General features: G+C 35.5%; 27 protein-coding genes. 15 read left to right on the top strand and 12 right to left on the bottom strand.

The window, feature by feature from the left end:
- The first annotated feature begins 90 nt into the window (after positions 1–90).
- The 3 genes from WH267_RS20245 to WH267_RS20235 all read left to right on the top strand — a co-directional run bounded on the left by WH267_RS20245 (position 91) and on the right by WH267_RS20235 (position 1,410).
- Positions 91–723 carry a peroxiredoxin gene (locus WH267_RS20245; protein ID WP_115969187.1) on the top strand — a complete coding sequence of 211 codons (633 nt, stop codon included), beginning with the start codon at positions 91–93 and terminating at the stop codon, positions 721–723.
- Between the two features lie 130 nt (positions 724–853).
- Positions 854–1,162 carry a thioredoxin family protein gene (locus WH267_RS20240; protein WP_115968961.1) on the top strand — a complete coding sequence of 103 codons (309 nt, stop codon included), beginning with the start codon at positions 854–856 and terminating at the stop codon, positions 1,160–1,162.
- Positions 1,162–1,410: a DUF6952 family protein gene (locus WH267_RS20235; RefSeq protein WP_002980002.1), complete on the top strand. Its 249-nt coding sequence runs from the start codon at positions 1,162–1,164 to the stop codon at positions 1,408–1,410. Before WH267_RS20240 ends, WH267_RS20235 begins: the two co-directional genes overlap by 1 nt.
- Positions 1,411–1,822: 412 nt before the next feature.
- On the opposite strand, the gene WH267_RS20230 is transcribed toward WH267_RS20235, so the two are convergent.
- From WH267_RS20230 to WH267_RS20220, 3 genes are read right to left on the bottom strand one after another with little or no spacing between them, the layout of a single operon-like run.
- Positions 1,823–2,512, bottom strand: a complete 690-nt coding sequence (locus tag WH267_RS20230) for a Bax inhibitor-1/YccA family protein (protein WP_340010588.1) — start codon at positions 2,510–2,512, stop codon at positions 1,823–1,825.
- A 28-nt stretch (positions 2,513–2,540) separates the two neighbouring features.
- Positions 2,541–2,987 (bottom strand): peptidylprolyl isomerase, encoded by a 447-nt coding sequence (locus WH267_RS20225; protein WP_340010587.1) that lies wholly within the window; start codon positions 2,985–2,987, stop codon positions 2,541–2,543.
- A 47-nt stretch (positions 2,988–3,034) separates the two neighbouring features.
- Positions 3,035–4,069 carry an acyl-CoA reductase gene (locus tag WH267_RS20220; protein ID WP_340010586.1) on the bottom strand — a complete coding sequence of 345 codons (1,035 nt, stop codon included), beginning with the start codon at positions 4,067–4,069 and terminating at the stop codon, positions 3,035–3,037.
- Between the two features lie 59 nt (positions 4,070–4,128).
- On the opposite strand from WH267_RS20220, the gene WH267_RS20215 reads away from it, so the two are divergent.
- The 7 genes from WH267_RS20215 (at position 4,129) to WH267_RS20185 (ending at position 12,178) form a co-directional block, all read left to right on the top strand.
- Positions 4,129–4,479 (top strand): 4Fe-4S binding protein, encoded by a 351-nt coding sequence (locus tag WH267_RS20215; RefSeq protein WP_115968966.1) that lies wholly within the window; start codon positions 4,129–4,131, stop codon positions 4,477–4,479.
- 112 nt (positions 4,480–4,591) lie between these two features.
- On the top strand, positions 4,592–5,656 hold the full coding sequence (gene serC, locus WH267_RS20210) for a 3-phosphoserine/phosphohydroxythreonine transaminase (protein ID WP_115968968.1): 1,065 nt from the start codon (positions 4,592–4,594) through the stop codon (positions 5,654–5,656).
- A gap of 123 nt (positions 5,657–5,779) precedes the next feature.
- A complete protein-coding gene (locus WH267_RS20205; RefSeq protein WP_340010583.1) occupies positions 5,780–6,745 on the top strand; it encodes a D-2-hydroxyacid dehydrogenase in 966 nt (321 codons plus the stop codon).
- A 2-nt stretch (positions 6,746–6,747) separates the two neighbouring features.
- On the top strand, positions 6,748–7,992 hold the full coding sequence (locus WH267_RS20200) for a DUF1015 domain-containing protein (protein ID WP_340010581.1): 1,245 nt from the start codon (positions 6,748–6,750) through the stop codon (positions 7,990–7,992).
- A 55-nt stretch (positions 7,993–8,047) separates the two neighbouring features.
- Positions 8,048–9,454, top strand: a complete 1,407-nt coding sequence (locus WH267_RS20195) for a M28 family peptidase (protein ID WP_340010580.1) — start codon at positions 8,048–8,050, stop codon at positions 9,452–9,454.
- A gap of 1 nt (position 9,455) precedes the next feature.
- A complete protein-coding gene (locus WH267_RS20190; protein ID WP_340010579.1) occupies positions 9,456–10,817 on the top strand; it encodes a M28 family peptidase in 1,362 nt (453 codons plus the stop codon).
- 2 nt (positions 10,818–10,819) lie between these two features.
- Complete coding sequence (locus WH267_RS20185) at positions 10,820–12,178, top strand: M20/M25/M40 family metallo-hydrolase (RefSeq protein ID WP_115968977.1); 1,359 nt, start codon at positions 10,820–10,822, stop codon at positions 12,176–12,178.
- A gap of 254 nt (positions 12,179–12,432) precedes the next feature.
- Here WH267_RS20185 and WH267_RS20180 read toward each other — a convergent pair whose 3' ends face one another.
- On the bottom strand, positions 12,433–12,939 hold the full coding sequence (locus WH267_RS20180) for a hypothetical protein (protein ID WP_340010577.1): 507 nt from the start codon (positions 12,937–12,939) through the stop codon (positions 12,433–12,435).
- A 682-nt stretch (positions 12,940–13,621) separates the two neighbouring features.
- Between WH267_RS20180 and WH267_RS20175 the strand changes: the two genes are divergently transcribed.
- The gene (locus tag WH267_RS20175) at positions 13,622–13,867 is read left to right on the top strand and encodes a hypothetical protein (protein ID WP_123947268.1); all 246 of its coding nucleotides are present in this window, start codon (positions 13,622–13,624) and stop codon (positions 13,865–13,867) included.
- 66 nt (positions 13,868–13,933) lie between these two features.
- On the opposite strand, the gene WH267_RS20170 is transcribed toward WH267_RS20175, so the two are convergent.
- The 6 genes from WH267_RS20170 to WH267_RS20145 form a co-directional block, all read right to left on the bottom strand.
- Positions 13,934–14,155: a hypothetical protein gene (locus WH267_RS20170; protein WP_340010576.1), complete on the bottom strand. Its 222-nt coding sequence runs from the start codon at positions 14,153–14,155 to the stop codon at positions 13,934–13,936.
- Positions 14,156–14,250: 95 nt separating this feature from the next.
- Positions 14,251–15,162 carry a hypothetical protein gene (locus tag WH267_RS20165; protein ID WP_340010574.1) on the bottom strand — a complete coding sequence of 304 codons (912 nt, stop codon included), beginning with the start codon at positions 15,160–15,162 and terminating at the stop codon, positions 14,251–14,253.
- Positions 15,159–15,422, bottom strand: a complete 264-nt coding sequence (locus WH267_RS20160) for a retropepsin-like aspartic protease (protein ID WP_340010573.1) — start codon at positions 15,420–15,422, stop codon at positions 15,159–15,161. The genes WH267_RS20165 and WH267_RS20160 overlap by 4 nt, the downstream gene beginning before the upstream one ends.
- 112 nt (positions 15,423–15,534) lie before the next feature.
- Complete coding sequence (locus WH267_RS20155; RefSeq protein ID WP_228438523.1) at positions 15,535–16,572, bottom strand: peptidylprolyl isomerase; 1,038 nt, start codon at positions 16,570–16,572, stop codon at positions 15,535–15,537.
- 81 nt (positions 16,573–16,653) lie between these two features.
- Positions 16,654–17,166 carry an FKBP-type peptidyl-prolyl cis-trans isomerase gene (locus WH267_RS20150; protein WP_123319412.1) on the bottom strand — a complete coding sequence of 171 codons (513 nt, stop codon included), beginning with the start codon at positions 17,164–17,166 and terminating at the stop codon, positions 16,654–16,656.
- Positions 17,167–17,554: 388 nt separating this feature from the next.
- Positions 17,555–18,625 (bottom strand): branched-chain amino acid aminotransferase, encoded by a 1,071-nt coding sequence (locus tag WH267_RS20145; protein ID WP_115968986.1) that lies wholly within the window; start codon positions 18,623–18,625, stop codon positions 17,555–17,557.
- A gap of 85 nt (positions 18,626–18,710) precedes the next feature.
- Between WH267_RS20145 and mnmD the strand changes: the two genes are divergently transcribed.
- The gene (gene mnmD, locus WH267_RS20140; protein WP_115968988.1) at positions 18,711–19,385 is read left to right on the top strand and encodes a tRNA (5-methylaminomethyl-2-thiouridine)(34)-methyltransferase MnmD; all 675 of its coding nucleotides are present in this window, start codon (positions 18,711–18,713) and stop codon (positions 19,383–19,385) included.
- Positions 19,386–19,491: 106 nt separating this feature from the next.
- On the top strand, positions 19,492–19,908 hold the full coding sequence (locus WH267_RS20135; RefSeq protein ID WP_340010572.1) for an NUDIX domain-containing protein: 417 nt from the start codon (positions 19,492–19,494) through the stop codon (positions 19,906–19,908).
- A 27-nt stretch (positions 19,909–19,935) separates the two neighbouring features.
- On the opposite strand, the gene WH267_RS20130 is transcribed toward WH267_RS20135, so the two are convergent.
- On the bottom strand, positions 19,936–20,640 hold the full coding sequence (locus WH267_RS20130; RefSeq protein ID WP_115968992.1) for a DUF4294 domain-containing protein: 705 nt from the start codon (positions 20,638–20,640) through the stop codon (positions 19,936–19,938).
- 51 nt (positions 20,641–20,691) lie between these two features.
- On the opposite strand from WH267_RS20130, the gene chrP reads away from it, so the two are divergent.
- Together chrP and rpe are read left to right on the top strand one after the other, a co-directional pair.
- The gene (gene chrP / locus WH267_RS20125) at positions 20,692–21,765 is read left to right on the top strand and encodes a chryseobasin maturation metalloprotease ChrP (protein WP_340010571.1); all 1,074 of its coding nucleotides are present in this window, start codon (positions 20,692–20,694) and stop codon (positions 21,763–21,765) included.
- A 106-nt stretch (positions 21,766–21,871) separates the two neighbouring features.
- Positions 21,872–22,522: a ribulose-phosphate 3-epimerase gene (gene rpe / locus WH267_RS20120; protein WP_123319416.1), complete on the top strand. Its 651-nt coding sequence runs from the start codon at positions 21,872–21,874 to the stop codon at positions 22,520–22,522.
- 221 nt (positions 22,523–22,743) lie between these two features.
- On the opposite strand, the gene chrI is transcribed toward rpe, so the two are convergent.
- Positions 22,744–23,235, bottom strand: coding sequence for a chryseobasin maturation helper ChrI (gene chrI / locus WH267_RS20115; protein WP_340010569.1), 492 nt, complete (start codon positions 23,233–23,235; stop codon positions 22,744–22,746).
- Between the last annotated feature and the right edge of the window lie 4 nt (positions 23,236–23,239).

Genomic DNA, 23,239 nt, shown 5'->3' with positions numbered 1-23,239 from the left:
ATTATAGATTTTATTTATCGAAATTCATTTGTTCGATAGATGAAACTTTTCTATATTTGCAACAGAAATTTAAATATAAAACAGAAAATTATGTCATTAGTAGGAAAAAAATTCCCGAATTTAACAATCGATGCAATGTCTGAAATGGGTGATGATTTAAGAATCAACATCCTTGAAGAAGCTACAAAAAACCAACAAAAAGTTCTTTTGTTCTGGTACCCTAAAGATTTCACTTTCGTATGTCCTACTGAGCTTCACGCTTTTCAGGAGGCTTTAGGTGAATTCGAAAAAAGAAACACTAAAGTAATCGGTGCATCTTGTGATACTAACGAAGTACATTTCGCATGGCTGAACACTCCAAAAGATAACGGAGGTATTGAAGGAGTAACTTACCCGCTTTTAGCTGATACTCACAGACAATTGGCTAACACTTTAGGTATCGTAGATCAGGATTTCGAATATAACGAAGATGGAGAAGAAATCTTCACCGGTTCTAACGTAACCTACAGAGCAACTTACCTTATCGACGAAACTGGAAAAATTTTCCACGAAGCGGTAAACGATATGCCTCTAGGTAGAAACGTAAAAGAATTCTTAAGATTAATCGACGCTTACACTCACGTTCAAAAACATGGTGAAGTATGTCCTGCAAACTGGGAAGAAGGTAAAGATGCTATGAAAGCTGACAGAACTTCTACTGCAGAATACTTAGCGAAGAACTAATTCAATTTAATAATCTACTAATTTAACAATGTAACAATACGTCATTGTAACAATAGTTTTTTTATTGGTACATTGATATACTATTCAATTGTTACATTGTTAAATTTTAATTCTTAAAATTTAACCTATTATGTACACAGAATTAACCGAAGATACATTACAGAATATAGTAAACGACAACGAAAAAGTAGTTGTTCAATATGGCGCAACATGGTGTGGAAACTGCAGAATCATGAAGCCTAAATTCAAAAAATTAGCTTCTGAGAACGAATCTATTCCTTTCTTATATGTAGATGCTGAAAAACTTCCTGAAAGCAGAAAATTAGCAAAAGTAGACAACTTACCTACATTCGCTATCTTTAAAAATGGCGAATTGGTAAACCAGGTTCAATCTAACCAGACTGAAAGTTTAATTAACCTTTTTAACGAATTAGCATAATGAAATTACCCGTAATCAGACAGTTCTATCAGAATCAAACCCCTGAGAACCTAGAAAAAACACTAGAAGTATTAGAAAGCTTCTGCGAATTCAGAGGAACAAGTGAAGAGGATTTAAATGTTGCAGGAGAGCTTATTACGAACATTTGTGGAGCTTTAGAAGTTCATGCTAATGTACAAAATGGAATGAGCGAAAAAGATGCCTTAAACTCTTTTGCCCAAAAGGTTTTAGGATCGATTGATAAATAATCTTTATCATTCTCCATTCAAACACAAAACAACCGAGGTTTTCCTCAACTCTATACTTCCCTATTCTTTAACAGCTCTTCTACTTTTATCACTGAAACAGAACTTCAGAGGCTTTTCAAATCCTATTGAAGCAGGATTCAGCATTGAACCCGTTAAAGAATATCCAATTAAAATCCCGATGAAATGTCATCAGGATTTTTTGGGCTCTTACCCATCAAACATTAATTTCCCACTAATTTTGCACTAACAGCACAAGTACCGCGACGCAAAAAGTGCCATTTGCAGTAAAAAACATCTGTTGAATCCGTAAATCTGCGAGAAAAAAAAAAAAAAAAAAAAACAGATCCATACAAATAAAAAATCCTGATGAAAACTCACCAGGACAATTATTTAATGCTAAATAGATATTCAATTAGCTTCTTCTGCTCATCAGAATATTCAGGATATACCAGAATAGAAGCATAATAGAAGCAAAAAGCTGTAACGCCGCTCCTACATACTGATTAGTAGCATAAGCATCCTTCAGTTTACTTGTCTGATATAAAATCGTTGCAGAAGCAAGAATTACCATTCCTACAGAGAACCATAATCCAAGATTAAAACCGAATGCCATTCCTCCGATAATCAATCCGATAGAAATAAATCCACCAATAATGATGATATTTCTTAAAAAGGAAAAATCTCTTTTGGAAGTAAAAGCAACTGCAGAAATCCCCGCAAACATAGCCACTGTTAAAGTAGCTGCCTGGAAGATGATATTAGCACCCCCTGCAATATTAGTAGCTATATAAAGCAATGGTAAAAAAATCACCGCCTCCAATACGATATAGAATCCTAAACCAAGGTACTGAGTGGATTGACTTTGTGAAAGCGACCATTTAGAAGCTAAAATAGAAGCCAGCCAGAAAACCCCGATAATTAATAACCAGGTAAATCTTCCGCTAAACATCATCGCAATAATCTCTACGGGTACAGTTTTCAACAAAATAGTCTCAACTCCAATAAATGCAAGAATAGATAATGCAACATGCAAATACGTCTTCTTGTAAAAATTCGCTTTCTCTACGTCTGTAGAATGAGCGACCAAAACATCTGTCATCATAGTTATATTTTTTTTGATTAATAGAAATTTATTTTTCCATTCCGGCAGGCAATACTCCGAGAATCTTTCCATCATCTTCAAATACAGCGCTTATCACTTCTTTTGATTCAGAATCTCCGGCATATTTATATTTAATGTTAGGATGATTCACACCATCCATGGTAACATAATAGCCTACTTTCAGAGGTTCCAGTTTTTTGTTGGCATCAATTCCGTCCTTTACCTTGTTAAGAACATTCTCAGTAACAATTTCTTTTACTTTATCAGAAAGCAGCTCCTTTGCAATTTTATAATCCGAAGAATGCAAAGCTTTGATAAATTTCTGAAAATTATCATTATAAACATTCACTTTATCCTTACTTATAGCAGCAGGCTGTTCTTTCTTTTGGCTGTTCTCAACCTTCAGCCCCGCTACTTTCTGAGCAAACGTCAACTGCGCACCAACAATCGCCAGACCTAAAAATATTTTTTTCATATTATTCATTTTGTTATTAGTGAAATAGGTCATGGAAGATACGAAAATCAGACCACTTCCAAAAATTTCATTGTATCCACATTATCTGCATAGGTATCAAGACCCGGATTCTGCGCTTCACCAAAATAAATCGAATTTAATTCCAACTCATCTTTCGCTACTATACACTGGATATCCTCCTCGTTTTCAGCAATAAAGCCTTTAACCTCCTCCAACGATTCATATCGGCTGAAATTAATTACAGAAAGCGGACTGAACAATTTATCATCTTCTTTCAGCATCACAAAATTATTATCCCAGAATTTATCCTGATTCAAAAGATAAACCGCTCTGTTGTAATCATAATTATTAGCATATTTATTATGATTGATAATATCCTGGAATCCTATAAAGCTTTCAAATAAGCGATCAATAACAAAATCCTGAGGAATAAAAATTCTTGTTACATTTCTGCACCCTAAACCGAAGTATTGAAAAATATCATTAGCCAAAAGCTGCAGTTCCTCATTAGTTTCATCACCCTTTAAAACAGCGATGGAAGTTCTGTTTTTACGGATAATACTTAAATGATTTTTAAAATAATACTCAAGGTATCTTGCTGTATTATTGCTTCCGGTAGCAATAACTGCATCAAAATTCGCTAATTTTTCTACAAATTCAAACTGCACCTGGCCATCTGAAAACTCATTCCACTTTTTTAATAAGAACGGGATCAAATACCTGTCTTTAGAAGATAACTTAATTACAGGGATGTGATTGCTGAGTACTACAGAAATCACGTCATGAAACCCTACCAAAGGAATATTTCCAGCCAAAATCAACCCCACTCTCTTTGAAGTTGCAGAGATTGAATAATTTTTAAGCCAGTTTTTAATATTTACCTCAGTAAGAAGATCTGCCCATTGCTGTAAAGCAAATTTCTGATTATCAACTACAAACCACGGATTTTCTATTTGAGATTTTTCTAACAATAACTCAATATTTACATCATCTTCATTGTGATCTTCCGGTTTTTTCGCTAAAAACGCTTTTATATAATCACTTAATTTAATAAGTCCTAAAACTTGATTTTCGATATTCATAATTACTTTAAAATTGGGGAATATTTTGTAATTTTGTGCAAATTTAAAAAAAATTAGCGATGGCTATTAAAATAACTGATGAATGCATTAATTGTGGCGCTTGTGAACCGGAATGTCCAAACAATGCAATATATGAAGGAGCTGTAGATTGGAAAGCTTCTGAAGGAACCAGTCTTCAGGGGACTATTACAATGCCTTCAGGACTTACTGTAGATGCTGATGCACCACAGGAACCTGTAAGTGATGATGTTTATTTCATTGTTACAGATAAATGTACGGAATGTAAAGGATTCCATGAGGAGCCACAATGTGCTGCGGTATGTCCGGTAGACTGCTGTGTTCCGGATGAAGATCATGTAGAATCTGAAGAAACTTTGCTTAATAAGAAAGCTTTCTTACACGGCGAATAAAAAAAAATTCCGTCTCATCATGTGTGAGGCGGCTTTTTTTAACCTAAATCCAATAAAAACCAAAAATTCAGCTAAAGGACTCCATTTCCTGAAGCAACCAAAAAATAAAAATATGAACAAAAAGCACAACTTCAGCGCAGGGCCATGTATCTTACCACAGGAAGTGTTCGAAAAATCGGCACAGGCAATCTTAGATTTTAACGGTATTGGATTATCTCTTCTTGAAATATCGCACAGAAGCAAGGATTTCGTTGCTGTAATGGACGAAGCACGTGCAATTGTAAAAAGATTAATGAACCTTGGTGACGATTATGAGGTTCTTTATTTAGGAAGTGGCGCAAGCATGCAGTTTGCCATGGTTCCTTATAACCTGATGAAAGCAGACGGAAAAGCAGCTTACCTGGACACAGGAACATGGGCAGCCGGAGCCATCAAAGAAGCCAAAAAATTAGGAACAGTAGATGTATTGGGTTCTTCAAAAGAAGAAAACTATTCTTTTATTCCTAAAGGTTATACAGTAGGTTCAGAATACGACTATTTCCACTGTACTTCCAATAACACCATTTATGGAACTCAGATGAAATCTTTCCCTGAAGTAGACACTCTGATGGTATGCGATATGAGTTCTGATATTTTCTCAAGACAGCTGGATTTTTCTAAATTTGATTTAATCTATGCGGGGGCTCAGAAAAATATGGGACCTGCAGGTGTTACTTTAGTAGTGATCAAAAAAGAAATTCTTGGCAAAACAGGAAGAGAAAATATGCTGTCTATGCTGGACTATTCTCAGCATATCTCCAAAGAATCTATGTATAATACTCCACCGGTATTCCCTATCTACGCTTCTTTACTTACGCTTCAGTATCTTGAAAATAATGGCGGAATTGCTGCTGCAGAACAAAGAAACGAAGCTAAAGCAAAGCTTTTATATGATGAAATCGACAGCAACCCATTATTTGAAACGTTCTGCGTAAAAGAAGACCGTTCGTTAATGAATGTTTCTTTCAAGCTTACAGATGAAAGCAAGAAAGAAGAATTTGACAATGCATGGAAAGCAGCAGGAATCAGTGGATTAAACGGACACAGAAGCCTTGGCGGATACAGAGCCAGCTTATACAATGCCTTACCTATTGAAAGCGTACAGGTATTGGTGGATGTAATGAAATCTATCAAATAATTTAAGCATAAAGAAATTCAAAGATTGAAAGATTTAGAAGCGACAAATTTAAATTTCTTAATTTGCGCCTAGTTTTAAAATTTTGAAAGATCTAAATTTTTCAATCTTTAAATCCAATAACACATGAAAGTTTTAGCAAACGATGGAATCTCAAAAGCAGGAGAACGGGCTTTAAAAGGCGCCGGAATTAATATTCTGGACAATAGAGTGGCTCAGGATCACGTTATTAATTTTATCAACGATAATAATGTAGATGTACTTCTTGTAAGGAGTGCAACAAAAGTAAGACAGGATCTGATTGATGCTTGCCCGGGGCTTAAAGTTATAGGCAGAGGCGGTATCGGAATGGATAACATAGACGTTGAATATGCGAAAAGTAAGGGAATTAAAATCATCAATACCCCAACAGCATCTTCAAAATCCGTTGCGGAACTGGTTTTCGGGCACTTTATTTCATTGGCAAGATTCCTTCACGAATCAAACAGACTAATGCCTTTGGAAGGGGAAACTCATTTCAACGCCATGAAAAAGTCATTCAGTAATGCGTATGAACTTTCAGGAAAAACATTAGGAGTAATTGGCTTTGGAAGCATTGGCCAGGAAGTTGTAAAAATAGGAATTGCCTTAGGAATGAAAATACAGGTGCTGACAAGAAGCCCGAAAACAGAAGTCCTGACCCTGAACTTCTTTGACGGACAGTCGGTGAATTTTGAAATCACTTCCACCAATGACATGGATGCTTTCCTTAAAGAAGCAGATTTCATCAGTATCAATACTCCGAGAACGAATGAATACATTATAGACACTCCACAGTTTGAGAAAATGAAGGATGGCGTCTATATTGTAAATACTGCAAGAGGCGGTGTGATAAATGAAGTAACACTGATTGATTTTATTGATTCCGGAAAAGTAGCGGGAGCAGCATTGGATGTATTTGAAAGCGAACCCAATCCTGAACTTCCTTTACTGATGAATCCGGCATTATCACTTTCTCCTCATGTAGGCGGAAATACGGTAGATGCGCAAGAGAAAATCGGTATCGAACTTGCAGAACAAATTATTAAGCTACAAAAAGAAACTATAAGATAAATATGCCTGTTTTTAAACCTTTCCGTGGAATAAGACCTCACAGAGATTTTGAGGATACTTTCCCTACCCATCCACTGGATAATTTTACCCAGGAAGAAATAGCAGAAAAAGCACAAGTTGAAAATACTTACATCAACATGATAAAACCATATGTTGTAAGTAAATCTAAAGATGTTGACCGGAACCTGAGAAAGATCCGTTCCACATTCGAAGAACTTGTGGACGAAAAGAAACTCGTTCAGGATAATTCTGCCTATTATCTTTACGAACAAATATATCCTAACAAGCAAATTTTTAGAGGGCTTCTAGGTCTGGCAAGTATTGAAGATTTCTGGAACGGAAAAATCAAAAGGCACGAAAGTACCATTCCCCAGAAAAAAGAAAAACTGGCTCATTACCTTGAAAAAGTAAATCTTCAGGCTGAACCGGTACTTCTTACTTACCCTGCCAACTCGAAAATTGAGTTGCTGATGAATCATGAGGAAAAGAATGTTCCGATTTTCAATCATGTAGATACCATTGGAATCAGACATAAGATCTGGAGAATAGATAACCGTCTGAAGCTTCAGCAGTTTAAAGAAGTAATCGACCAGATTGATTCCTTCTATATTGCTGACGGACACCACAGAATTGGTTCTACTGCATTAAATGCAAAGAAACATAAGGAGAAAAACAAAAGGCACAACGGTACAGAGCTTTATAACTTTGTGTATAGCTTTATCGTTTCCAACCAATCAATTAAGATTCATGATTACAACAGAATTCTTCATGATCTGAACGGCCTTTCCAGCGAACAGTTCTTAAAAGAACTTGATCAGTATTTCCTGATTCACGAAAAAGGTCAGACCCCTTATTTTCCTTCTCAGAAATTCCACATCTCCATGTATCTGGATGGTAAATTTTACTCCCTTCATGTGAAACACGACCTTCGTTCCAAGGAAATGTCTCTGGATAACCTTGATCACCACTTATTGGACAAATACATTTTCAAAGGTATTCTAAAAATAGAAGATCCGGACAGTTCTGATTTGATCTCTTATGTAAAAGGAACATCCAATATCAATGGAATCAATATCTTAAAAGAAAAGATAGATGAAAAAGAAGGAGTTGCAGGCTTCGGTATTTATCCTGTAAGTTTTAATGACATGATTAAAATTTCAGACTTAAAATTAAGTATGCCTCCAAAATGTACATTCATTGAGCCAAAATTGATTACAGCACTGTTAATGTACGATATGAAACCTTAATAAATTCCTATTTTTTTCCTACTTTTATCATTGGAAAAAGAAAGGTAAATAAAAAATGAAAAAAATATTCATTATACTTCCACTCTTTTTGAGTGGATTTTTATTTTCTCAAAAAAAAGTCCAGAAAAAGCCTGCCGGCAGAACAGCAATTCCTGTAAAATTAAATTACCATGATGAATTCAAAAAGATCTCAGATGAGATCATGACCAACGGCAGAGCTTATGAAAATCTTGGAGAACTCACAAAAGGTATAGGACCACGTTTCAGTGCAACCCCCGGTTACACAAAAGCAGTAGAATGGGCTGAAAAAAAGTTCAAGGAAATTGGCATTAATATGATCTGGAGACAGGAAGCCAAAGCTCCAATATGGATCAGAGGGAAAGAGTCTTTACAGATAAAAGCGGAAAATGGTGAATGGAAAAGCCTCAGAATGCTTTCTTTCGGAAACTCTGAAGGAACCGGAGGAAAAGATCTGACAGGTGAAATTGTTTTAATCAATTCCACTTCAGAGCTTAATGCAATGTCAATAGGCCAGCTAAAAGACAAAATAGTCTTCGTAAATGTCCCTATGGACCCGAAAATCATTAACACCAGTGATTCTTATTTACAGACCGCTAAATCAAAATTAATTTCTGCTTCCGTTATTGCTAAAACCGGTGCAAAAGCTTTAATCATAAGATCACTAACAACAGCTAGCGATGATACGCCGCATGCCAAAATGATTTACTACGAACCAGATGATAAAGTTAAAATTCCAGCTTTATCAATAGGCGTAAGATCAGCAGATGAACTGGAAAAAACATTAAAAAAGCAAAAAATAACGGCTAAAATCAACATGACTGCCGAATCAAAAGGCAATACAACCAATCCTAATATTATAGCTGAAATTCAAGGCAATAAAGATTCCAAAGTAATTGTTCTGGGAGCACAGCTTGATTCATGGGATATTGGAGAAGGAGCAATTGATGATGGAACAGGAGTCGCTCAGTGTATCGAAGTATTAAGAACACTGAAGGCACTCGGATATGAAAATAATCATACCATTCGCGTAGTCCTGTATGCCAACAGTGAAAACGGAGGGCAAGGCCGCGAAATGTATGCAGCTTATGTGAAAAAGAAAGATGAAAAACACATCTTTGCACTGGGGACAGATGCAGGAGGCTATTCTCCGCGAGGATTTTCTTTGGATATGTCTCCTCAGAGAAGAAGATTAGTTTCTCCCTGGAAAGAATATTTTCTTCCTTATGGCATTTATGATTTCGATCAGACAGATGCTATTCAGGACATTTCTCCTTTAAAAAAACTGGATATTCCTTTAGCTGAACTTGTGGTAGACACCCAAAGATATTTCGATTATCATCATTCCGAACAGGATACTTTTGATAAAGTAAACAAAAGAGAACTTCTTCTCGGAGCGGTTGCCATAACACAAATGATTTTTATGGTTGATAAAAACTGGTAATATGAAAAAGACAATCACAATCTCATTATTAACTTTAGGAGCAGCCTTCATACCAGCGCAGGCTAAAGAAGATTCTATACAATTCAATAAAATTTCCACCGAAATTTTAAATAACGGAAAAGGATATGAAGAACTTCGGGAACTCACTAAAAATATCGGTCACCGGTTAAGTGGTTCAGAAGCCTATGAAAAATCTGTGCAATGGGCAGCACAAAAACTTCGTGATGCCGGAGCAGATAAAGTATGGCTTCAGGAAGTGATGATCCCGGTTTGGGTAAGAGGAAAAGAATCCCTATACATCAAAACCTCCGGCGGAAGCTGGAAAAGTCTTAAAATGCTTTCTCTTGGGAACTCCGAAGGAACAGCCGGAAAAGATGTTTCAGGGGATATCATCATGGTTAAATCCCTGGAAGAATATGATAAACTCCCTGCTGAAAAGGTAAAAGATAAGATTGTTTTCTTTAATTATCCTTTTAATCAGGGAAATGTACAGACTTTTATTTCCTATAGAGAGTCAGGAGCCTACAGACGCACCGCAGCTTCTTTAACCGCAAAGAAAGGTGGAAAATTTGCAATCATCAGATCTCTTTCTTCAGCTTTTGACGATATTCCGCATACAGGAAACATGCGATATGAAGAGAATATTGTCAAAATTCCGGCTGTTACTATCGGAAATACGACAGCAGATGAACTCGAGGCTTTATTAAAAAATCAGAACGTCACTGCAAAACTCAATTCCAATTGTGGTATGAAGGAGGAAAAGCTATCCCATTCAGTTATTGGTGAAATTACGGGTAAAAAAGATCAAAATGTAATCGTAGTAGGTGGGCATCTTGATTCCTGGGATGTAGGTGAAGGCGCCCATGATGACGGCTCCGGAATTGTTCAGAGCATTGAAGTCTTGAGAACATTCAAAAAATTAGGAATACAGAATAACCATACCATCAGAGCGGTCTGTTTTGCTAACGAAGAAAACGGAACCAAAGGCGGAAAGCAATACGGAAAAACAGCAAAGGATAACCATGAAAAGCATCTCTTTGCCATAGAATCTGATGCAGGAGGCTTTTCTCCCCGCGGAATTTCTCTGGAAATGGATGACGCGAAAAGAAATCAGATCAAAAGCTGGGTAAATCTGTTTTTACCTTATGGCGTTTATAATTTCGAAGGAAAATATTCAGGTTCAGATGTCGCTCCTCTCCATGAAATGGGTGTTCCTACAGCAGAACTCGTTCCGGAGCCACAAAGGTATTTTGATATTCACCATACAGCAGAAGATACTTTTGAAAAAGTCAACCGCAGAGAATTACTTCTCGGTTCAACGGTGATGACACAACTTATTTATATGATTGATAAAAATTGGTAACAATGAAAAAGATATTAGGAACCTCATTATTGTTTTTAGGATTGGCAGTTTTTGGCCAGGCCAAAGAAGACTCAATACAATTTAGCAAGATCTCCCTTGAAGTTTTAAATAACGGAAAAGGATACAGTGATCTTCGCGAACTCACTAAAAATATTGGCCACCGTTTAAGCGGATCTGAAGCTTATGAAAAATCTGTACAATGGGCCGCACAAAAACTTCGTGAAGCAGGAGCAGATAAAGTATGGCTTCAGGAAGTGATGATCCCGGTTTGGGTGAGAGGAAAAGAATCCCTACACATTAAAACCTCCGGCGGAGGCTGGAAAAGTCTTAAAATGCTTTCTCTCGGGAACTCCGAAGGAACAGGTGGAAAAGATATTTCAGGAGAAATTATCATGGTGAAATCTATGGATGAATACAATAATCTTACACCGGAACAGGTAAAAGATAAAATACTGTTCTTCAATTACGCTTTCAAACAATCATTCATAGAAACTTTTAAAGGTTATGGTGATGCAGCCAAGTACAGAACAACAGCAGCATCTTTAGCCGCTAAAAAAGGAGGAAAATTTGCCATCATCCGTTCTCTTTCCTCAGCTTTCGACGATGTTCCTCATACAGGAGCCATGCGTTATGAAGAAAACGTTTCTAAAATACCCGCTGTAGCTGTCGGAAGTACTACTGCAGACGAGTTGGAAACTTTATTAAAGAGTCAGAAAATTACAGCAAAACTGAACTCCAATTGTGGAATGAAAGGTGAGAAACTCTCCCACTCCGTGATTGGTGAAATTACAGGTAAAAAAGACCAAAGTGTAATTGTAGTAGGTGGTCATCTTGATTCCTGGGATGTAGGAGAAGGCGCTCATGATGATGGAGCCGGAATTGTTCAGAGCATTGAAGTTCTGAGAACATTCAAAAAATTGGGAATACAGAATAACCATACGATCAGAGTTGTTTGCTTTGCCAATGAAGAAAATGGGGTAAAAGGTGGTATTCAATATGGAAAAACAGTAAAAGAAAAGAATGAAAAACATCTTTTTGCCATAGAATCCGATGCCGGAGGTTTTGCTCCGAGAGGGATCGCACTGGATATGGATGATACCAAAAGAAAACAGATCCAAGGCTGGTCCAAACTATTCCTGCCTTATGGAGTGTATAATTTCGAAGAAAAGTTTTCCGGAACAGACCTCTACCCGCTTCATGATATGGGAATTCCCGCAGCTGAGCTGATGCCCGATTCTCAGCGTTACTTTGATATTCACCACACAGAAGAAGACACTTTTGAAAAAGTTAATAGAAGAGAGCTTTTATTAGGCGCTGTAGCTATGACCCATATTATTTATATGATTGATAAGAACTGGTAATGAAATACTAGCTTGATATAAATTAACTCCCCATTAAATTCTATAAGATTTGATGGGGGTTTCTTTTATTACTTTAAAAACATAAATCTCAGAAATGATTATGTAAGGAGAGGACACTGAATAGATTTTAGAAAGTTTTCGCTTTAAAAATTTAACGGTGCTTTGTTATTCCTTAGAAATCCAAATAAAGCTTTTAAAAATTATGGTCTGGATTTTTACGGGATGACAATCTAAATATTATTTAATGTAAAGGTCTAGCCACAGAAAGTATTTATTTTGTGCTTAATTTGATGTAGAAAATAATTCCAGGAATCTCTTACTCCACCTAATTCCCAATTGACATCAAACTTTCTTCCTTTTACTACATAATTAGGAAGCGAAATTTTTGAATGAAACATAGGTGGTTCTTTTTTCACTATAGCAAAATAATCAGGTTCAAAATTCGATTTCCTGTAATATTGAATTTCAATTACAGTTTCTTTTCGGCCTGCTTTGAAGATATATAATGTAATATCATAAAGATCATGATACTCCTTGGTTAAAATTTCAATTACTGAATCTAATCCTAGTACATCTTTATGTTTATTTATTTTATTCCGGGCTTTCCTTTGTTCAAAAAATTTTGGCCTTTCAAACTCATTGAAATCAGACACTATAAAAACAAAATCAGGAGATATCTTATTCCAACAATTCATCTTTGCCAATCGTTGAAGATTAACAATACAAATCTCAATATTATCCTTTAAGCTATCTTTGTTCACTTTTCCAAAATTAAACTTTTTTACAATTATCCCAGTGAGGAGGCCTAAAAACTGTGCTCTAAAAATTCAATAGAAACAGATTTTAATCCGTTCATATTATACATTAAATTTCATTGACTTTAGCTAAAACCTAGATCTAAGAATTTTACATTCAAAATCTATTTTTTCTTTGTTTAAGGAAATAAACAATATAAAACATTGAAGAACAATAAAATAAAACAAAATAATTCCAACTGTTAATCGTAGAATTATCACTTTGGCATGAAATTGGCATGTCCTTTTGTGAGAAAAAATTAAAAAAACACTAAGGATGAGAAAAAAGGTTTTCTGTGGATTTTCAGTTTTCCACTGATTCAAAGTTCATATCTCGTATATGAATCCTTTTTTTTCTACGATGCCGTAAAAGATACGGGAACGTGATTAATTAGCCCTCTGGCCGATTTTTCACAGCAGATTTATGCGCCGTATCTAACTGGTATCAACAATAAACCCGTGAGTCATTTATTGATTCAAAAATGATTATTAAACCCGGACTTTAAAGCCCGGTATCATAATATTGAATAAAACGGCAAAGTCATCGCGAACCTTAGCCCAGTAAAGAAATATGCCTTTCTTTTTACCGTGATGATTTATACCTGATTTATTCTCAATTAATTAAAGTATAACCCTTAAAATGTTAGTAATGATGAGAGCCTTTTTTGAAATGATTTTTAAGAGAAATGAAGACGCTGCAAAAATGCATATCTGGAGCCTGTTATTGGTTTTAAGTTTTGCTGCCTTTTCTGTACTGGTATACAGTTCAAAACCAAGTTTAAACAGCTTAATAGTATATCTGACCGCCTTTGCCGCTTATATCGGCTTTGGTCTTGTATTCATCAGTTCCCTTGCGGGGACAGGAATGAATAAAAGATCCGGTAGAAACATATAACTTTTATTTCACTCTTTTACTGAAAAACCGCCCTTCTGGGGCGGTTTTTTTATACAGTTTTATAAGTTATTCTTTAAAGATATCTTTCATCATCTTCTCAAGGAACTGAGTCGTTTCCTCTTCAACCATTTTTTCAGATTTTGCTACTAATTCTGCATGAAAGGGCTGGCAGCATGCCTTGATTCCAAATCCTTCATCTGTTTTTACAAATTCCGGATGTAAGTTATGTTCTTTACAAACTTCAGCCTCTATTTCCTGTTTTATTAAATCGTAATTAAGATCAAACATATTTTTTATTTTTATTCATTGGTGAGGGATAAAGATAGGAATAATTTACTTTCATAGAAAACCCGTATTTCCACAGTATTTCATTTCATACAGATCTAGAAATCAGCCTTTAAATACATTTTCTTTTTAAGGTTCACACTCATTACAACTCCGCCTCTCTTTATTTTCATATCAATAGCAGTAACATCCTTTTCTACCCTGTTCAGAAAATAATGACAAACGCCTTCTTTGTCAAGATTATCAAGGTTTATATTATTAATACTAATGATAGAATCTCCTACCATTAAAGGGAAATTTTCTTCCTGAAATACATAGGCAACAGTAGGTTTAGAGTCTATAAAACGATACCCAAAACCAAAGGATTCCAATTTGTAAGAAGTTTCCTTAATTTGCTTCATATAAATCTTACGGCCTTCCCAATCCAGAACAAATACAAAGTTTTTCAAAAAATCATTTCCTATTAAGTTTGAACTTCCTGTTGCTACCATTGCCTTGTTAAACGTTTTATTTCCCACAGCGATATTAGAAGCCTTAAAAATATATCCGGACACAGGATTTCCGGCCCCAAAAGCCCCTACAGAACTGTTTCCGTAAACATCTATTTTCTCTGTTACTTTTTTGGAATTGTAATTATTATTGGTAATTTTTATATTTCCTGAAGATCCAGTATCAAATGTGAAATTTATTTTCTGATCAAGAATACTGGCTTTTATAATAGGTGTTTTCTGATCTTTTACATCAAAAGGAATTATAATATCATAACCTGTAAGATCAAATCTTGAAAGATCCCGAGTTGCTTCCAATGAATTTTCATCATAGTTTATCCTCCAGAAAAGTTTAGCCATCTGATTAGAACCAAGAATTCCATCCACTTTAAAGCATTCGAATTCAGTTGCCGTAAGATCCATTACCATGACTCCAATATTTTTAAAAACCAACTGGTCTACAATCATTTCAGGTAATACCGTAAATATCTGATCCTGCTTATTTTTTTGCGAATCTTTCACACTGCTTTATATTTCTTCTCAAGACCCAGATCTGTATAAACTGCCGTAGAAATAACAGTTGGAGCTCCGGTATCTAAAAGAAAATTATATATTTTTCCATTAATGCTTACTTTTACAAAAGGTAAATCTGTGGAATATTTTAAATTGATTTTTTCAACTGTCGACTTTAGCTGAACATCACCATTCTCAAAGAATTTCTTCCCTTGGGCAATAAGACTAAGATTGGAAAATATAAAAAGAGTATAGAAGATTTTTTTCATGAAACAGTTTTTACTAAAGTAGTCATTTTCAGAGTACAGACAAAACCATCTCATTAATATAAACAAAAAAGCCGCCCTTTTCGGGACGGCTCTCATATCTTTAAAGATTCAATTATTTTACTTTTACAAGCTCAACATCGAAAACTAACCAAGAGTTTGGCGGAATAACTCCTCCTGCTCCTCTTTCTCCATAAGCCATTGCTGGCGGGATCAATAAAGTAGCAGTTTCACCTTCTTTCAATAATAGGATTCCTTCATCCCATCCTTTGATTACTCTCCCCATTCCGATTGGAATATCAATAGGTTCGTTTCTCTTAAATGAAGAATCGAATTCAGTTCCGTCTACTAATTTTCCTGCATAGTGTACAGAAACGTTATCACCTACCTTTGGTGCTTTACCATCAGCCGTTTTAGTGATTTTATAGTAAAGACCTGATTCAGTTTTTTGCATTCCGGCTTTTAGGTTTTCAACTAATTTTTCCTGGTTTGCTTTGAACTCTTCTTCTTTTTTCTTTTTTTCCGCTTCTTCTTTAGCAATGAAAGCTTTGTTATTTTCTGCGATTTTAGCCTTTCCCTCGTTGAAAGTTTTAGCTGCATCGTAGTTTTTATACTCGTCACCTTTACCGAAGATAGAAACTTTTTCTAAAACGATATCTGTTTTAGGTTTATCCTGAGCTCCTTTTTCAACATTAGCAATAGTGTCAATTACATCATTACCTTTTACCACTTTTCCGAAGATCGTGTGTCTTCCGTCTAACCAAGGAGTAGCTACTTCAGTGATGAAAAACTGAGAACCGTTTGTATTTGGCCCTGAGTTCGCCATAGAAAGAATACCTTTTCCTGTATGTTTAAGATCGTTTCTTTCATCTTCAAATTTATATCCAGGATCTCCCATCCCTGTTCCCTGAGGATCACCTCCCTGGATCATGAAATCTTTGATTACTCTGTGGAAAATAGTTCCGTCATAATAAGGAACTCCCTTAGCCTTAGCTTTGTTGTCGATTTTCCCTTCTGCAAGACCGATAAAGTTGGCTACAGTTACTGGAGCTTTCTTGTCCTCAAACTTCACAATCAGGTTACCTTTTGTAGTTTGAAGATTGGCATAAAGCCCGTCATTAAGACCTTCGTAAGTTTCTTTGTCTACGTTCATTTTTTTATAAATTGGGGTACAACTCATCAGCGAAACACTTGCCGCTGCCAGAATTATATTCTTGTTAAACAATTTCATGTATTATAAAGCTTTTAATTTTATGATTAATGGTATATCGTTGTCTATTTTCTTTTCGTCTCCAAAAGTTCCATAAGCCAAAGAAGACGGCACCAAAAGCGTCACTTCCTCTCCATCATGTATAAAACGCAAAGCATTTTCCACTGCTTTCAGTTCATCAAAATGCCCGAATTTGGCATCTCTTCTTTCAAAAGGCTGATCATAAATTTTGGTCTCATCAAAATCATACAGTTCATAAGAATAGGAAATCAGAGTATTATCTGCTCTCCTTTCTCTATAATCAAAACCATCAACCGTTACCCAATAATTAAGCTGTGTAGGATAAAATTTTATCGTTTGTCCACTAATCCAATCCTGAATCTGACCCCTTTCAATGGTATTCAGATTTTTCATTCTGTTCTTAGAAACATCCAGATCTTTCTGGCTCAAAACACCTCCTACTGGAGGATGTGCCGTCTGTACATTTCTATTACAGCTCAACAGGCTTATGGCTGATATGAAGAGTATTTTTTTCATAAACTTTTGCGAAAATACACATTTTGTGAATCAATTACAAAAGCTTTAAACCATTAATGTAAATTATATAAAAACCTCCATTGCTATTTATGATTAAAATCCAATTACAAAAGATACAAAAGTTTTTAGATACTTAAGTCTTATAAGTTAAAAGTATAACGTTGGCAAGAGCACTTAAGTTTAAAAAATGAAAGATTTTTTTGGTTGGGCCAGATCTCACTCAATTTATGAACAGTGATTACATACAAACATCTGTGCAAATCTTCGTCATCTGTGGTTAAAATCTACCTACATATACTCCAGTTTCTTAATTTGTGTGAATTTAAATCTATAGGATAATAAAAAAAGCCGGGTGATTCCCGGCTTATTATAATGTATTTAAATACTTTTAAACTGTTTCAAGAGCATGGTCTACAACCACTCTCCATCCGAATGGATCTTCAGCAAGATTATTTTGAAGGTCTACTAAATCTTTCTTAAGGATCGCTGCATAGCTTTCTTCATCTGATAATCTTGGAAGTGCTAATTTTTCACCCTCATATCCTAAAGCCTGGAATTGAGTGGTTACCACTGCTGTACCTACTCCCCATACTTCTTTAAGTTCTCCGTTTTTCAAAGCTTCAATGACGGTTTTTACTGGGATTGGCTCAACTTTAACTTCGATTCCTCTTTTCTTAGCTAATTGAAGGAAGCTGTCTCTTGTAACTCCGTCAAGGATTTTCTCAGATGTAGGTGGTGTATAGATTGTATCGTTGATTCTAACAAATACATTCATAGTACCACTTTCTTCGAAATACTCATGCGTTGCATCATCAGTCCAGATGATTTGCTCATAACCTTCTTCAATAGCTAATTGAGTTGGATAGAAAGAAGCGGCATAGTTCCCCGCTGCTTTAGCAGAACCTACTCCACCATTTGCTGCTCTTGAATAGTGATCAGAAATTTTTACAGAAACCGGTTCTGAATAATAGCTCTTTGCTGGTGTTGCTACGATAGCAAACATATATTTTTCAGAAACTCTTGCTTTTAAAGCTTCCTCTGTTGCGAAAATCAATGGTCTGATATATAAAGACATACCTTCTCCCTGAGGGATCCAGTCTCTGTCGATATCTACTAATGCTTTTAATCCGTCTAAAAACATTTCCTCAGTCACCTCAGGCATAGCAAGACGCTTCGCTGACTTGTTGATACGTTCAAAATTCTTTTCAGGCCTGAAAAGGAAAACCTGCCCATCTTTGTCTTTATAGGCTTTCATACCTTCAAAACAAGCTTGTCCATAGTTTACCCCCATCATGGCAGGTGTAAATGGTATTGGACCGTAAGGAACTAGTTTCACATCACCCCATTTTCCATTTTCATACTCACATATAATCATATGATCTATAAAGGTACCACCAAATGAAAAATTGTTAGGGTCAAATGTAGAAATTCTGGAGTTTTCAGTTTTTTGAATTATCATTTTTTAAAATTTTTACGATGTTCTACAAATTTAACATAATTTTCTAAATATAAAAATTTTAGAGTAAATTTGACAAAAAATTAGCTTGAAAAGAGAAATTAAGACAACAAACGACGGAAGTAAAACACTGTTTATCAATGATTTAAATGAAAATTATCATTCTCATCATGGTGCTCTTCAGGAAGCAGAACATGTGTTTATTAAAAATGGATTAAACTTAATAAATAATTGCGAAATTAATATTTTAGAACTAGGTTTTGGAACAGGTTTGAATGTTTTAGTGACAATTAATGAATATTTAAAAACTGACAAAAATCATGTCATTAATTATTTTTCGCTCGAAAAATATCCCATAAATGAATCTGAAGTTAATGATTTAGCCTACTTTGAACTTTTTGATAACCCTGAGTTTAAAAATATTTATCAGAAAATTCATCTGGCAGATTGGGAAAAGTCAGTAGAAATCATTAGTGGATTCAACCTTAAAAAGATAGAATGTGACTTTTTTGATTTGAAGAACATTAATCTGCCTGAAATCAACCTTGTTTATTTCGACTGTTTCGGAGCAAGAGTACAGCCGGATCTTTGGGAAAAACCACTTTTCGAGTTAGTAGCTGACAAAATGGCCATTAACGGATTATTAACAACCTACTCTTCTAAAGGAAGTGTGAGGCGAATCCTTCAGGAGCTGAACTTTCAGGTCGAGAAGAAACAAGGACCTCCAGGAAAAAGGGAAATGATTAATGCAATCAAGCTTTAATCAAGTAAAAATGCATACTAGTGAAATTACATTTTCATCCTTTCATCAATATTTGCCTCATAAAAATTCCTTACCTTAGCTATACAAAATATTATACATTATATATATGATAGACAAGATCAACATTAGAGTGTATGGCTGTGCAGTAAAAGATAAGAAAGTACTCACTTTATTTGAAGAATATGCCGGCGAACCTTTAGTGAAATTTCCGGGTGGCGGATTGGAATATGGTGAAGGAACATTAGAATGTCTCCATCGTGAATTTGATGAAGAACTGAATGTGAAAGTAGATATTGTAGAACATTTCTATACTCAGGAAAACTTTCTTGTTTCCCGTTTCAAAGAAAACGAACAGCTTCTTACCATATATTATATTGTAAACATTGTGGACGAGAACGAATTCCTTATTATGGATCCTTGCATTGAAAAAACGGAATGGATGGATATTGACAGGCCTGATAATCCTTTCCCCCTTCCTATTGATAAAATCGTATTTGATAAATTAAAAGAAAAATTCCTGTAAGCTCACTTACAGGAATTTTTTATATTATTATTTTTTTACTTTAAAATCAGTTGCGCCTGGATAAGGTTTCAGATATCCTGAATTCCAGTTAGACTGCAGTAATGACTCTACAAATTCGTCTGTTCTGTTTTTATGGGGATCATATCGCTCTTTTAAATCAATATCAGCCATTTTCCCTTTCAGGTTCCACCAAAAGGCACTAAACCCGCCTCGCATCTCTTTAATGATTTCGTATACATTTTTACCGGTTGCTCTATTCATCAACTTTGCAAAAACCTGCCCTTCGGTAGTGGTAAGATCTCTCAACTGTTTTTCATATTGATCGGCAAGCATATTTTGTCTTTCTCTTACAAACTTTCTCTTGGCTTTATTATCCATGTCATTCATGTCTACCTGAATGTCTCTGTACTGCTGCAAAGCGGTTACAAATAGCGGATATACCCTGTATAACTTCTTATTTAAGAAATAGTAGTAATTCTTATCCAACTGATTATTAAACCTCGGCTTATTAACCAAAACCAATTCATCCATTACTACCACAGGCTCTCCGTTCACTTCATAGATCTTGACTTTCTGCTGCTCGTCGTAATAATATTTATTGCCAAATTCATCTACTTTCAAAGATTCAGCGGGGTATTGATTCAGTGGTTTTGCCACCACAGTATCGTTCTGTCCAAAAACACTGACTCCAAAAAAGAACATAAAAAGACAGACAATCTTACTAAAATTCATTATTTTTACACTTATAAGAACAAAAATTAAACGCAAAAATCATTCCTTTTTATGAAATTTGAAAAGAAATCTTTAAAATTTTTAGAGAAATATTTAAACACTTCATCTCCAACAGGTTACGAACACAAGGGACAAGAGGTTTGGATGGACTACATCAGACCTTATGTAGACAAGATTGAAGTGGATCATTACGGAACATGCTATGGAATCATTAATCCTGAGGCTGAATTTAAAGTAGTGGTTGAAGCTCATGCGGATGAAATCTCGTGGTATGTTAATTATATCACAGATGACGGACTGATTTATGTAATCAGAAACGGAGGCTCAGATCAGACGATCGCTCCATCAAAAGTAGTACACATTCATGGAGAAAACGGGATTGTAAAGGGTGTTTTTGGATGGCCGGCTATCCATACGAGAACAAACCAGAATGAACCAACTCCAAAAATTGAAAATATCTTCATCGACTGTGGAGCTACTTCTAAAAAAGAAGTGGAAGACATGGGAATTTTTGTAGGATGCATGGTTACCTACCCCGATGAGTTCTTCGAAATGAATGACAGGTATTTTGTCTGCAGAGCTCTTGACAACAGAATCGGAGGTTTCATGATTGCTGAAGTGGCAAGACTTTTAAAAGAAAATAAAAAAACGATCCCATTCGGTCTTTATATCACCAATTCCGTACAGGAAGAAGTAGGTTTATATGGAGCAGATATGATTGCAGACACCATTAAACCTAATATTGCTATTGTAACCGATGTTACGCACGACACAACGACTCCAATGATTGAAAAAAAGAAAGAAGGAGATCAGAAATGCGGTGCAGGTCCTGTAGTATTCTTCGCTCCAAGTGTTCACCATATCATCAGAGAGTTAATTATTGACACTGCAAAAGCAAAAAAAATTCCTTATCAGAGAGCTGCAGCAAGCAGAGCAACAGGAACAGATACTGATGCTTTTGCTCATTCCAATGGTGGGGTACCAAGTGCTTTAATTTCCTTACCTTTGCGCTATATGCATACAACAGTTGAAATGGTATCTAAAGAAGATGTAGGTAACGTTATTAAATTAATTTACGAAACTGTCTTGAAGATTAAACCAGAAATGAAACTGAAGTATCATTAAAGACATTAGATAACAGATATCAGACACTAGACTATAACAACAGTACTCTAAATCTGATATCTGATGTCTAATATCTGAAATCTAAGTAAAAGTATAAAAAGTAAAAATGAAAACGAAGCTTATTGCTCCATCCCTTTTATCTGCAGACTTTGGGAATCTGCAAAGAGATATTGAAATGCTGAACAACTCTCAGGCCGACTGGTTCCATATTGACGTTATGGACGGTAGATTTGTTCCTAACATTTCATTTGGTTTTCCGGTGATGAAAACTGTTCAGCAGCATGCTAAAAAATTCGTGGATGTTCACCTGATGATCGTGGAACCTGAAAAATATGTTGATGAATTTATCAACCATGGTGCTGACCTTGTATCTGTACATTATGAAGCATGTACTCACCTTCACAGAACCATTCATCATATTCAGAGCAAAGGAGCTAAAGCAGGTGTTGTTTTGAACCCCTCCACTCCCGTTTTAATGCTTGAAGACATTATTGCTGATGTGGATCTTGTATTATTAATGAGTGTAAATCCAGGATTTGGAGGACAGAAATTCATTGAGAACACCTACAAAAAGATTGCTGAAACTAAAGATCTTATCCTGAGCAACAACTCTACAGCACTTATTCAGGTAGATGGTGGAGTAAATCTTGATAACGCTTCTAAGCTTTTTGAAGCAGGAGCTGATGTTTTGGTTGCCGGAAATGCAGTATTCTCTGCTGAGAGTCCGGAGAGAACCATTGAACTTTTGAAAATCTAATAAAAGATATAAGTTTTACATAGACAAAAGGCAGTTCCAATGGAGCTGCCTTTTTCAGTTTGAAATTGAGTCGTCCTGGTTATTAATTTTTTTTCAAAATTCTTTTAATGTTTAAATTCCTTCTTACTAACAACACAAAGATCAGTATAAAATTCATTTCTGTCAATCCGTAGAAATACGGAATTTACACTTGAGTGGTTTCCCTTATTATAAAGGCTTATCTACAATTCTCTATGCCAGATACAGGCACAAACCACTAACGTTATACTAACTATTGAAAAAACGGTTCTTACATTATTCAGAAAATCCCATCTGTTTTCAAAGTTTTCGCGCATTTGTTTAATAGCTTCAACTGTAGAACCTGAAATATCAAATTGATCAAGCTGATCATTCATGGGAACATTCCCAACTACCGTAACCCCGAAAACACCTATCAGATAAGCCAATGTAGCCAATAAAAGAAAAATAAAAACAGGTTGTTCCCCACGCAGAAAAAAAGTAGACACAGGAAGAAGAATAGTCGTTCCCATAAAGCTCAGGAAAAATACCGGATTAAGAATTTCACGGTTGATGCTCTGCATAGACTTCAGATATTCCACATCAGACAATTTTCCCAGTCCCAGAACTACAGAACAGGAGTAGGCGTAGAAAAGTCCGGCAATGAGAGCCATAAGCACAGCTGTGATAATTAACAATACTATGGTCATTTTCATATAA

The organism is Chryseobacterium sp. MYb328, assembly GCF_037572595.1.
GTDB lineage: Bacteria > Bacteroidota > Bacteroidia > Flavobacteriales > Weeksellaceae > Chryseobacterium > Chryseobacterium pennae.
The sequence above is the reverse complement of the archived record's forward strand: the minus strand, read 5'-3'. Positions and strand labels throughout refer to the sequence as shown.

Excerpts from the sequence above, each read along its gene's own strand:
- WH267_RS20160 (WP_340010573.1), bottom strand. The coding sequence starts at position 15,422 with ATGAAAAAAATCTTCTATACTCTTTTTATATTTTCCAATCTTAGTCTT.
- WH267_RS20230 (WP_340010588.1), bottom strand. The coding sequence starts at position 2,512 with ATGATGACAGATGTTTTGGTCGCTCATTCTACAGACGTAGAGAAAGCG.
- WH267_RS20225 (WP_340010587.1), bottom strand. The coding sequence starts at position 2,987 with ATGAAAAAAATATTTTTAGGTCTGGCGATTGTTGGTGCGCAGTTGACG.
- WH267_RS20150 (WP_123319412.1), bottom strand. The coding sequence starts at position 17,166 with ATGAAAAAAATACTCTTCATATCAGCCATAAGCCTGTTGAGCTGTAAT.
- WH267_RS20190 (WP_340010579.1), top strand. The coding sequence starts at position 9,456 with ATGAAAAAGACAATCACAATCTCATTATTAACTTTAGGAGCAGCCTTC.
- WH267_RS20195 (WP_340010580.1), top strand. The coding sequence starts at position 8,048 with ATGAAAAAAATATTCATTATACTTCCACTCTTTTTGAGTGGATTTTTA.
- WH267_RS20215 (WP_115968966.1), top strand. The coding sequence starts at position 4,129 with ATGGCTATTAAAATAACTGATGAATGCATTAATTGTGGCGCTTGTGAA.
- WH267_RS20220 (WP_340010586.1), bottom strand. The coding sequence starts at position 4,069 with ATGAATATCGAAAATCAAGTTTTAGGACTTATTAAATTAAGTGATTAT.
- WH267_RS20135 (WP_340010572.1), top strand. The coding sequence starts at position 19,492 with ATGATAGACAAGATCAACATTAGAGTGTATGGCTGTGCAGTAAAAGAT.
- WH267_RS20170 (WP_340010576.1), bottom strand. The coding sequence starts at position 14,155 with ATGTTTGATCTTAATTACGATTTAATAAAACAGGAAATAGAGGCTGAA.
- WH267_RS20205 (WP_340010583.1), top strand. The coding sequence starts at position 5,780 with ATGAAAGTTTTAGCAAACGATGGAATCTCAAAAGCAGGAGAACGGGCT.
- WH267_RS20185 (WP_115968977.1), top strand. The coding sequence starts at position 10,820 with ATGAAAAAGATATTAGGAACCTCATTATTGTTTTTAGGATTGGCAGTT.
- chrI (WP_340010569.1), bottom strand. The coding sequence starts at position 23,235 with ATGAAAATGACCATAGTATTGTTAATTATCACAGCTGTGCTTATGGCT.
- WH267_RS20145 (WP_115968986.1), bottom strand. The coding sequence starts at position 18,625 with ATGATAATTCAAAAAACTGAAAACTCCAGAATTTCTACATTTGACCCT.
- WH267_RS20240 (WP_115968961.1), top strand. The coding sequence starts at position 854 with ATGTACACAGAATTAACCGAAGATACATTACAGAATATAGTAAACGAC.
- WH267_RS20155 (WP_228438523.1), bottom strand. The coding sequence starts at position 16,572 with ATGAACGTAGACAAAGAAACTTACGAAGGTCTTAATGACGGGCTTTAT.
- WH267_RS20200 (WP_340010581.1), top strand. The coding sequence starts at position 6,748 with ATGCCTGTTTTTAAACCTTTCCGTGGAATAAGACCTCACAGAGATTTT.
- WH267_RS20245 (WP_115969187.1), top strand. The coding sequence starts at position 91 with ATGTCATTAGTAGGAAAAAAATTCCCGAATTTAACAATCGATGCAATG.
- serC (WP_115968968.1), top strand. The coding sequence starts at position 4,592 with ATGAACAAAAAGCACAACTTCAGCGCAGGGCCATGTATCTTACCACAG.
- WH267_RS20175 (WP_123947268.1), top strand. The coding sequence starts at position 13,622 with ATGATGAGAGCCTTTTTTGAAATGATTTTTAAGAGAAATGAAGACGCT.
- chrP (WP_340010571.1), top strand. The coding sequence starts at position 20,692 with ATGAAATTTGAAAAGAAATCTTTAAAATTTTTAGAGAAATATTTAAAC.
- WH267_RS20130 (WP_115968992.1), bottom strand. The coding sequence starts at position 20,640 with ATGAATTTTAGTAAGATTGTCTGTCTTTTTATGTTCTTTTTTGGAGTC.
- rpe (WP_123319416.1), top strand. The coding sequence starts at position 21,872 with ATGAAAACGAAGCTTATTGCTCCATCCCTTTTATCTGCAGACTTTGGG.
- WH267_RS20235 (WP_002980002.1), top strand. The coding sequence starts at position 1,162 with ATGAAATTACCCGTAATCAGACAGTTCTATCAGAATCAAACCCCTGAG.